This is a genomic window from Terriglobus sp. YAF25 (assembly GCF_052113305.1).
In the GTDB taxonomy this organism is placed as follows: Bacteria; Acidobacteriota; Terriglobia; order Terriglobales; family Acidobacteriaceae; genus Terriglobus.
The window spans coordinates 1-2,701 of record NZ_JBFRCY010000649.1 but is presented as its reverse complement, the minus strand read 5'-3'; the positions used below and the strand labels follow the sequence as shown (position 1 = coordinate 2,701).

2 protein-coding genes are annotated in these 2,701 nt (G+C 58.1%); both read right to left on the bottom strand.

The features are described 5' to 3' along the window. Positions 1–422 precede the first annotated feature (422 nt). The gene (locus tag AB4043_RS21770; protein WP_442308069.1) at positions 423–1,406 is read right to left on the bottom strand and encodes a PmoA family protein; all 984 of its coding nucleotides are present in this window, start codon (positions 1,404–1,406) and stop codon (positions 423–425) included. Beyond that, positions 1,399–2,701: Gfo/Idh/MocA family protein (locus AB4043_RS21765; RefSeq protein ID WP_442308068.1), on the bottom strand; the 1,303-nt coding region annotated here is incomplete at its 5' end. The genes AB4043_RS21770 and AB4043_RS21765, both read right to left, overlap by 8 nt.

Here is a 2,701-nt window from a genome sequence, read left to right as displayed (position 1 = left end):
CACAAAGAAATCCAGCAACTAAGGCCCACTCAACAAAGAGAAGATCCCTCACTCACACAGACTCTATAGCCCTCCTCTCAGGAATATAGCCAGCGCCGATAGGAGGGATTCTCGGAACCAAATGAAAGTATGGATAGAGAAGCGGACTTCTTCGCTTCCGGGGGTCGCTTCGAAATGACAAACAAAAAGACCGCCGCGCACAGCGTGATACCCCACGCTACACCCCGGCGAACAAGTTCGCCGGGACCTCATCCTTCGCGACGTCGTTGCGAAGAATGAGCAACGGAAGTTGTGGCTCGGAGATTCTGCCGATGTCCCAGGAGAAGAAGCAGATTTCTCCACTCCCGTTGGTCGTTACGAAATGACAAACGAAAATGGTCGCGCATGGCGCGACCATTTTCGAATATGTCGACACACCCTATTTAGTACTGTTTCGCAAATGCATCTGCYTCGTGGTTCATCTCATCCGAGGTTAGAGGCGAGGATGAGAGCAACACACGATACGTAAAGGTGACGGTCTTTCCCTTCTCTACCGTGTAATTGAACGGCTCCGCCTTCGGATTGAAGATATGCGCTCCCAGCGGATTCGCCGCAAACAGCCCGTAGCCGCGTGCATGCCAGTAAGTGGGATATCCCGGATTCTTGGGGTTATCGATGATGGCAATCGCTTCCTTCTTACCCTCAGGAGTATGCCCGGCCAGCAAGCACCAGCGACCGCGGGTCGACCACACCTTGTCGCCCTCGATGCCTTCGCTGGTCAGATATAMACCCGTCGCGATGGAGTTATCCACGGCAGCCACCTGCGTCGGATTGCCGCTGGCGTCCAGGAAGGTGCCGCCCTTCTCCGTCGGCGACTCGAGCCAGCGCGCCACGCGGATGCCCAGCACGCCTTCCTTGTCGTCGTTGAAGGTGATCTTCTCCAGCGCGGTCAGCTTGCCGATGCGGTCAATGTAGCGGACACCGTTCTTCACACCGAAGACATACTGCGTCGTCTCCCGCAGTACATCCTGTCCCGCTCCATTGGTCCAGACGGACTCGACCGTGAGGTCACCCTTGCCCTGGCCGCTGTGCGTGCTCACGACCTTGGTGTGATGCACCGAGCCCATCTTCGGCTTCTGCTCGGGCTTGATAGCGTCAGAGTTATTCCAGAAGTCGAATCCGTTGACATTGCCGTAGTTGAACCACAGACCAGCGTGATGCGGATGGTCTGTACGCTCGTTCTTCTGCGGCTTCAGCGGATACAGCACCGGCTTCTCCAGCGTGGTGGGCCACATATAGCTGGTGAAGGGCTTGCCGTCGATGGTGATATCGATGCGGCGCTCGCTCTCTACCGGAGTTACTTTTACCATCTGCGCAACCGAAGTAAGTGGAAGCAGTACCATAGCCGCTGCCAACAACTTACGCATAGACCTTGCCTCCGGCGATGATCTGCTGCGTCTTGTCGTTGAAGGTCACCTTCTGCCCGGTCTGCATGGCCGCAATGCACATGCACAGAGCGATCGAGTGCGAATAACCGGCCTCAATGCTGGCGTTCGGAGTCTTACGGCTACGCACGCACTCCATCCAGTTATGCATGTTCGCCGTCGTCATCGGGTCGCCGCCGGTGTTGGCATCGGTCGAAACCTTCTCTGCCTTCTCGGCCAGCGAGAACTTCGGCAGTTGGTTCGGCTGCATCTTCATCTCCGCGGCCGCCTTCGTGGTGAGGCCGCCATCCGGCGTTACTTCCTGCGTATCCATGTTCAGGCTGCCGCCGTTGGAGTAGTAAATCTCCTTAATACCGCCGGCCGAATTCGTCTGGCGCGACGAGTACATCACCTGGAAGCCCTTCTTCGGATCATCCAGCGGGCCGTAGTCGAAGACTGCCGTAAACGTATCCCAGTTGCGGCGGCCGTCGTGCCACTGATAGATACCTCCGTTGGCAACCACCGAGCGCGGATGCGGATGTCCGGAGAACCAGTGCACAGTATCGATCTGGTGCACCAGCCACTGGTCGGGAATGCCCGAGGAGAACGGCCAGAAGAGACGGAACTCGAGATACTTACGTGCATCGAACGGTTCATACGGACGGTTCAGCAGGTAGCGCTTCCAATCCGTGTCTTCCTCTTTCAGCAACGGCACTACGTCAGGACGGCGCCAGCGCCCCGGCTGATTGACGTTCCACGTCATCTCCACCATGTTGATGTCGCCGAACTTACCGGAGCGGATGTACTCGTACGCCTTCTGATACGCGGGCGTCGACCGGCGCTGCGTACCCACCTGGAAGACCCGTCCACTCTCTTTCACGGCCTTCAGCAGATCGCGAGCGTCTGACAGCATGTCCGCCGTCGGCTTTTCGCAGTAGGCATCGCGGCCGGCCTTCACTGCTTCGATGCCGTGCTGCGCGTGCTGGAAGTCGGCGGTTGCAATCAGAACCGCGTCTACATCCTTGCGCGAGTAGAGCTCGTCGTTATTACGGCAGATCGCGATGTCTCCGCCGGAGAGCTTCTTTAGCAACGCCTGACCCGATTCGCGGCGCATCGACCAGATGTCAGATACCGCGACGAACTCGAAGTTGTTCTCCTGCTTACAGGCCTCAAAGGCAGGAATCAGAGCCTGCCGCATACGGTCGCCGCAGCCGACAACGGCGGTGCGGACACGGTCGTTGGCTCCGACAACGGCAGCATAGCTGCGGGCGTTCATCGAGAGCGCAGAGGTAGCAAGC